The sequence below is a fragment of the Flavobacterium sp. genome, assembly GCF_043780635.1.
In the GTDB taxonomy this organism is placed as follows: domain Bacteria; phylum Bacteroidota; class Bacteroidia; order Flavobacteriales; family Flavobacteriaceae; genus Flavobacterium.
The window spans coordinates 1-7152 of the sequence record NZ_JAYWCK010000129.1 but is presented as its reverse complement, the minus strand read 5'-3'; the positions used below and the strand labels follow the sequence as shown (position 1 = coordinate 7152).

The 7152-nt window shown below is 37.0% G+C and carries 7 protein-coding genes; 4 read left to right on the top strand and 3 right to left on the bottom strand.

The genetic code is table 11. The features are described 5' to 3' along the window. On the top strand, window positions 1-475 hold a 475-nt coding region (locus tag ACH2BV_RS11810; protein WP_395050934.1), incomplete at its 5' end, for a prolyl oligopeptidase family serine peptidase. 31 nt (window positions 476-506) lie between these two features. Next, the gene (locus tag ACH2BV_RS11805) at window positions 507-2795 is read left to right on the top strand and encodes a glycoside hydrolase family 3 N-terminal domain-containing protein (RefSeq protein ID WP_395050933.1); all 2289 of its coding nucleotides are present in this window, start codon (window positions 507-509) and stop codon (window positions 2793-2795) included. A 545-nt stretch (window positions 2796-3340) separates the two neighbouring features. On the opposite strand, the gene ACH2BV_RS11800 is transcribed toward ACH2BV_RS11805, so the two are convergent. Further along, window positions 3341-3850 (bottom strand): hypothetical protein, encoded by a 510-nt coding sequence (locus ACH2BV_RS11800; protein WP_395050932.1) that lies wholly within the window; start codon window positions 3848-3850, stop codon window positions 3341-3343. 537 nt (window positions 3851-4387) lie between these two features. Here ACH2BV_RS11800 and ACH2BV_RS11795 point away from each other — a divergent pair. Together ACH2BV_RS11795 and ACH2BV_RS11790 are read left to right on the top strand one after the other, a co-directional pair. Further along, a complete protein-coding gene (locus ACH2BV_RS11795) occupies window positions 4388-4489 on the top strand; it encodes a DUF6943 family protein (protein WP_395050931.1) in 102 nt (33 codons plus the stop codon). Further along, window positions 4479-4865, top strand: a complete 387-nt coding sequence (locus ACH2BV_RS11790) for a DUF6943 family protein (RefSeq protein WP_395050935.1) — start codon at window positions 4479-4481, stop codon at window positions 4863-4865. The genes ACH2BV_RS11795 and ACH2BV_RS11790 overlap by 11 nt, the downstream gene beginning before the upstream one ends. 228 nt (window positions 4866-5093) lie before the next feature. On the opposite strand, the gene ACH2BV_RS11785 is transcribed toward ACH2BV_RS11790, so the two are convergent. Both ACH2BV_RS11785 and ACH2BV_RS11780 read right to left on the bottom strand, forming a co-directional pair. Then, a complete protein-coding gene (locus tag ACH2BV_RS11785) occupies window positions 5094-6371 on the bottom strand; it encodes a type II toxin-antitoxin system HipA family toxin (RefSeq protein ID WP_395050930.1) in 1278 nt (425 codons plus the stop codon). After that, complete coding sequence (locus ACH2BV_RS11780; protein ID WP_395050929.1) at window positions 6364-6675, bottom strand: helix-turn-helix domain-containing protein; 312 nt, start codon at window positions 6673-6675, stop codon at window positions 6364-6366. The genes ACH2BV_RS11785 and ACH2BV_RS11780 overlap by 8 nt, the downstream gene beginning before the upstream one ends. Window positions 6676-7152 lie beyond the last annotated feature (477 nt).

The window sequence follows — 7152 nt, the reverse complement described above, 5'->3', positions numbered from 1 at the left end:
ATTGGCAGGTACTTCAGGAGATGTAAAGGAATTGGAAGATATGAGTATGGGAAATACCAATCAATCGAGCAGGGTGATGGCTATAGTAGATTGGTTTGGGCCAACCAATTTTTTATTAATTGATGAGCAACTAACAAAAACGGGTAATGGCAAACCTGATCACAGCGAAGCCAATTCACCGGAATCAAAAGTGTTAGGAGAAAAAATTACTTTGATCCCAGCCAAAGTAAAGATGGCAAATCCTGAAACATATATTACGAGCGATGATCCACCATTTCTAATTCAACACGGCACAAAAGACCAGATAGTTCCAACACAACAGTCTGTCTTATTTTACGAGAAATTAGTAAAAGTATTAGGCAAAGAAAAAGTGACACTGCATTTATTGGAAGGTGTACAACATGGCGGGAAGGAATTTGAAACACCGGAAAACCTGCAAATAGTATTTTCTTTTCTTGATAAAATATTAAAATAAAAATAGAACTCCTTACAAAATAAATCAGAAAATGATAGAAAAAAAATTATTCCTAGTACTTCTAATTTCAGGAGTTTTTTTGACCAGCTGTTCCAAAAAATTCACAACCAAACAAAAAGACGGCTACGTTCAGGTCTCAAATAGAGATGGAAGTGCCTTAGGCTATCACCCTGAATCTGGTGTGAAATTGTTGACCGTTGATGGATACGCCTTTAAAGATCTGAACAAAAATGGAACATTAGATTCTTATGAAGATTGGCGATTATCTGCTGATGTGCGAGCAAATGACCTTGCTACTAAATTGACCTTGGTAGATATTGGAGGTTTAATGCTATATAGTTCGCACCAATCTATTCCCGGTGTGAGTAGCGGGTTTGGTGCTTCGAATTATAATGGAAAACCTTTTGGAGAAAGTGGCGCTGTGGCCAGTGATCTATCCGACGAACAAAAGAAGTTTTTAAAAGACGACCACTTGAGGCATGTATTGATTACCGAGATTGAAACTCCTTCGACAGCGGCGCAATGGAATAACAATGCACAAGCCTTCGCTGAAGCTCTTGATTTTGGAATTCCGATCAACTCAAGTTCGGATCCAAGGAACGGTATTGATTCGTCTGCGGAATTCAATGCCGGTGCGGGTGGAACCATTTCTATGTGGCCTGGAACTTTGGGAATAGCCGCCTCTTTTGACCCAACCTTGATGCAGCAATTCGGAGAAATAGCTTCTAAAGAGTACCGTGCTTTAGGTATTGCTACAGCGTTATCTCCACAAATCGATTTGGCAACAGAACCTAGATGGAACCGTTTTGATGGAACCATGGGTGAAGACCCAGATTTGGCAACCGATTTGGCTAGGGCTTATGTAGACGGATTTCAGTCCAAGAACGGAGGTGATTGGGGTTTTGAAAGTGTAAATGCTATGGTCAAGCATTGGCCAGGTGGTGGTCCAGAAGAAGGGGGTCGTGATGGTCACTTTGGTTACGGAGCATATGCTGTCTATCCTGGAAAAAACATCAAAGACCACATACAACCTTTTACCCAAGGGGCTTTCAAATTAGCAGGTGCCACTAAAATGGCTTCTGCCGTTATGCCTTATTATACGATTTCAACGGGAGAAGGGGAAGCAGTTGGCAATGGATTTAACAAATACTTGATTACCGATCTTCTTAGAGGAGAATACGGATATGACGGAGTACTTTGTACCGATTGGGGAATTACTAGGGATGTTTACGCTATGGACAAGTTTGAAGGGAAAAGTTGGGGCGTTGAGACAATGAGCGTAGCCGAACGTCATTATAAGGCAATCGAAGCCGGAATGGACCAGTTTGGTGGCAATAATGCTTTGGGGCCTGTACTCGAAGCTTATAAAATGGGAGTTGCTGAACATGGTGAAGGCCAAATGCGAAAACGTTTTGAGACTTCCGCCATCCGTTTGTTGAAGAACATTTTTAGAACCGGACTTTTTGAAAACCCGTATTTGGATGTTGCAGAAACCGAAAAAATTGTTGGTAAGGCCGAATATATGCAAGCGGGATATAATGCCCAGTTGCGCTCGGTGATCTTACTCAAAAATCACGGAAAAGCACTTCCGCTGAAGGAAAAACAGAAAGTGTATATTCCCAAAAGATACATTGCGACCAGCACCAATTGGAAGGGGGAGGTAACGCCTGAAAAGACAGAATATCCTTTTAACATAGAAGTAGTGTCAAAGTATTTCGAGGTGGTCGAAAACCCAAAAGAAGCCGACTTTGCATTGGTGGGCATTAAAAGTCCGGATAGTGGTGTAGGGTATGATAGGGCTGACCTCGAAAAAGGAAGCAATGGTTATGTGCCTATCAGCCTACAATATGAATCCTACACGGCCAAGGAAGCCAGGGAAACGAGCTTGGCCGGAGGGAGCCCTTTGGAGGATTTTATAAATCGCACATACCAAGGCAAAACAGTGAAGACCAACAATACAACCGATATGAAATTGGTCAATGAAACAAAAGCAAAAATGGGCGATAAACCCGTTATCGTTATTGTTAATGTTTCAAAACCCATGATATTTTCTGAAATTGAGTCAAATGCCTCTTCGATTTTGGTACATATGGGCGTGCAGGACCAAGCCTTGATGGAAATCATTTCAGGAGCAACAGAACCATCTGCATTGTTACCCTTTCAAATGCCTGCAGATATGACCACGGTAGAAAAGCAATTTGAAGATGTGCCAAGGGATATGAAGCCCTATGTCGATTCTGATGGGAATGCCTATGATTTTGCATTCGGACTGAACTGGAATGGGGTAATTTCCGATAAAAGGGTAGCCAAATATAAATAGGATTAGGCTATTAAAATAGAATGATTATATTTTTTCATCCAAGACGAATATAAAAATTGAACCTAAAACAGATGTAGCTAGCCCCATCTGTTTTAGATATTCGTGTTGCACTTATTACTTAAACTTAGAAATATTAAAAGGCATCTAAAAAGCTTGTTTTAAAAGGAATGAAATATTTTTATACGCCAAGCGAATAGGTAACAATTATACTTCCTAAAGTAAGGATCAGTAATTCAAAAATGATTAATAGGGCCCTCTTACTTTTTGTTACAGGAGCTGCATTTTTATTATTTTCTTGTTCCCCTAAAATTTCAAATGTAGCGTTGCCAATTGAAAGGGTTCAAGAATTCTCATTCACCGGTTCAAGTGTTATAGAGGATAAATAGTGCACGGTTTCCCGGGAGGCTTCAAACAAACGGCCATTTTACGGGTCTGTTTTCCCAGAGCACATAAATGTTTTTAAAAATGTTCTGAAACAAGTTGCCTCTTTTCGAACTAAAAAATAAAAGCGTATGATTAATTTTTCATAAACTGGAATTTCTTAACTACACAAACAATAAAATCAAGGTCAAAACAATCCCTCCTGCTGTAAAATAGAGTCCTTTTTTGAAAACCGACGTCGTAGGTCTAAACATCCAAAAGGCAGATACCGCAAAGAACAGTAGAGATATTGCAAAGAATATTCCCAACAAAAACAACGGATTCCCTGAATGCATCTTATGAATATTGTTCATTTTCTCAAGTAGAATAGGGAGTTTCTTTTCGGTATACTTTGCTATACCAGTTTTTTGGTCATAAGTCCCTCCTTGAAAGTATATTAGTCCCCCTTCTTCTTTGTCCACACTAAAGCGGTCTTTTCCTAAGGCCTTTCCTAAATCATAACTTGCAATATTAGGCTTTAAGTTTTTTTCAATTTGAATTTCTTTTTGTAAATAATCGGTATTCCTGAAGGTCAGTACTATGCCACTAATGGCGTAAACAATCATGATTCCAGCAAGGAAAAACCCTAAATATCTGTGTATAACTCTAAAGTTTTGTTCGGTTTTTCGTCCCATAAGTAATGTATTTAATTAATTGTAAAAATCGAATTTAGGGTTTTATAATTAAGCTAAGTTTCTATTTTCTGTAAACGACAGAGATTGTACCATAAACAGCAAAGTGGAAAACGTACAATGCGGAAAACCATCCCAGAAGTATCGAATGCTATCCTTGATTCATGCGAAAATGATATTCAAAATGAAATAGCTGCGAAAGAAATTGCTGGTGCAGCCTATGTTTTGTAACACAAAGGAGCCGTTGTTCGTATGAAAACTTTTGGAGAATCCGATTTGGAATCCAACCGACTAATGCAGACAACAGATATATTCAGGCTGGCCTCGACGACCAACAACCAACAACTGACAACACTACCATAGTGCATTTTCTTGAAAAGAAAGAGAAAAAAATCCAGCAAATTTAGCATTCATTCTTCACTTCCAGTCGGTCGTCCCTCACTCCGTTCCCGTTCGTCATTGCTGCTCTTTTTATGGCTTTCTTTTTTTCTCTTTTTTCTTTTCCAGAAATGATGTTTCATTTTTTAAACCAATAACAATATGCCAAATTTCATCATCAAGACCCACCAAAAAGCCACTAATTACAAGGGAAACCAAATCTTTATCCTCAACAAAGGAATGAATAGTGGAAATGGAGCATAGCGGAATTCACCAATACAAAAAAAACAATAACAGCGCATTGGTAAAGCCCCAAAAAGAACCCTTTAGCAACAGCTTTGTTATCCTATGTCCAGATGAAAAGGATGCCGAAAGAGTCTACTGGCTTGCCTATAGCCTTTGGAAATCCAACTTCTGGCACCAATTTTTAATTGGTTCGGTTATTCCCTTTTTGCGAATCAAGGATTTCAAGAAAGATTTTGATTGTCTAGTAAATGAAATGATGCAGGGACACGAGCTGCACCAGAAACAAGTCCAAGCGTTGAGGTTGCTGGAACAAAAAGAAGATCAATTACATCAGAATATTGTACTTATAAACGAAATCCGAAGGGCTATTTTAAACCGTTACTGCAGGAAATAAATATAAGGTTTACTTTGTATATTAAAAAGCTTGAATTAAGCATTTATTAGACAGTCTAAATAGTTATATTTTCGATGTTGTATTAAAAGATTGGCTTTTATACTTAAGAAAATTAAGTCTAAATTATTTCAGTCCAATCTGCCTCTTTTGGATGTATACTAGCTTTAATACTGCAACTTTATATAAGTTAACAACATAAAAAATCAAGAATAAATTGAATTTATTTTTTTAAATTTTTGTGATTTTAAAAGCTATTGCCTTCAATTCTTGCTCAACTCGTGATATTTTATATTTTATTGCAACTTCCCTCCAATTAGCAACAGCATTCAATACTTCATCAATTATTTCAGTTGCTCTTTTTTCTGATAATCTAAAAAACTCAGATACTTCCATAGCAAGATTTAAATCTAAAGAATTATCCTCATCAGAAATGTTCAGTTTTAATCCGGTACCATTTTCAACTGGATTAATATCATATGCAGGAGATAATTCCCACCCATCATTGGTTAATAAAAAACCATGATTTCTAAGATGATCATCGGTATTTGTAACACAAATACTAAACACAATTCTTCTCCAAAGCTGCTCCAGGTCTTGGTCAACATTGGCCCCATTCTTTTGTATAAAATCAACAAGTTCTAGATAGCTAGCCCCATCTGCATGATCTTGACCATCTGTATATCCAAGCATAGTCATTGCAGAGGCAAAATGTATTCGCTGCCCATTATTACCACGGTCAAATCTCTTGGTGAGAAAAGTATAATAATCAGAAGAAAACTTTTGTGCTTTTGATTCTGCCATAGTAATTCCCGCTAAAATAGCTAATTCATAGGTTACAATTTCCCATCCTCCAATATCCCCTTGGTCGTTTCGACTAGGAAACTTTGCTATCCATAGATCACCATCATTATCTACAATACTAGCCTTAGGCCTTGCTCCACCTAATGAAGCTCCAGGAGCAATAAGCATACTTAACCATTTTAAATATTCAGGATCATCAATAACATCATCATCCTCTAGTCTTAAACTTATTTGCTCTAATTCTCTGAGAGAAGCCCAAGGTGGACTAGCCATTTTTTTATTGTCATTTAAAAATGGACCTTCTTCTTCCAATTTGAACCTTAGTGCTCCCATTCTATGACCGTCATAAACCCCGAGTAGATAATCTGTTTCAAATAATTTCTTTTCCTCTCTATCTTCATTTCTAGCAAGAGCAGCTTCTCTCCTGCGCATTAAAATTCGACCCCAACGATCTGGTGAGGAATCTAGAAATATTCCAAAATTATCTTGAACCTCGTTTAGATAATGCAATCCAGAATACAACTGCAAACTGGGATCTAACAACTGAGCCGGTCCATTTTTCAACCATTCATCAATATATTCGAAAGAAAAAACCTCTTTACCTTTTAATCGATCAGAATGTAATATACCCATAAGCAAAGGGTCTTCCATACCCGACCAATGTGCATATACACTTATATTCCTTGAATTATTTTGCTTAGCCATTGTTGTCTTTTCGTTTTGGTGCTCTCTCATTTGTACTAATACTAGCATCTTGCAATTTTCTTCCTAATTCATCATCCTTGGCAAGGAAAAGAAAGTCTTTTTCTAATCCCAACACTTGCAAAACCAACAAATAGGAACCAATACTTACTGTTGGTTTACCTTTTTCAATTGCAGACAAAGTGGGCCTACTAATATTTGCACGTTCAGCCACTTGTTCGGAACTAAATTTTCTTCTCAAGCGTGCGAGCTTAATATTCTCGCCTATTCTATCAAGAATTTTTTTGTTTTTTGGTAATATTATCATTTTCTTTTTTGTCATAACACAAAATATATTTTACAAATATAGTCTTTTTTGTAATTTATATTTAACATTATAGAAATAATTACAATAAACTTAAAATTTCAAATTTGCTATGCTTGCTTACAACATCGAATGGTTTATTGTTAGAAAGTACTTACCATATATCATAAAAATTCTATCAAATTTCCTTAACTCAGTTTCTTTTTTTTATCTTAGTTTCATAGCAACTAAGCATACAACAACTTTTGTTATAAACCAAAAAAGCCAGGTCTCACGACTAGGCTTTCTTAGTTAGTCCGGAAAAGGTTACCAATCATAACCAGACTATTTATTTTTTGATTTTGTCAACCATTTTAAAAGGAACGAAACCATAAAACTGGCTGTGGCCCCCACGACAGCTAAGATAATTGTTTTTGCAATATCTTCCGAAAGAATATTGGGCAAAATGCTCAAAAATGTTCCAGATACGGTTCCAGTTCG

Coding starts and splice junctions, on each gene's coding strand:
- ACH2BV_RS11805 (WP_395050933.1), top strand. CDS start 507: ATGATAGAAAAAAAATTATTCCTAGTACTTCTAATTTCAGGAGTTTTT.
- ACH2BV_RS11800 (WP_395050932.1), bottom strand. CDS start 3,850: ATGGGACGAAAAACCGAACAAAACTTTAGAGTTATACACAGATATTTA.
- ACH2BV_RS11795 (WP_395050931.1), top strand. CDS start 4,388: ATGCCAAATTTCATCATCAAGACCCACCAAAAAGCCACTAATTACAAG.
- ACH2BV_RS11790 (WP_395050935.1), top strand. CDS start 4,479: ATGGAGCATAGCGGAATTCACCAATACAAAAAAAACAATAACAGCGCA.
- ACH2BV_RS11785 (WP_395050930.1), bottom strand. CDS start 6,371: ATGGCTAAGCAAAATAATTCAAGGAATATAAGTGTATATGCACATTGG.
- ACH2BV_RS11780 (WP_395050929.1), bottom strand. CDS start 6,675: ATGATAATATTACCAAAAAACAAAAAAATTCTTGATAGAATAGGCGAG.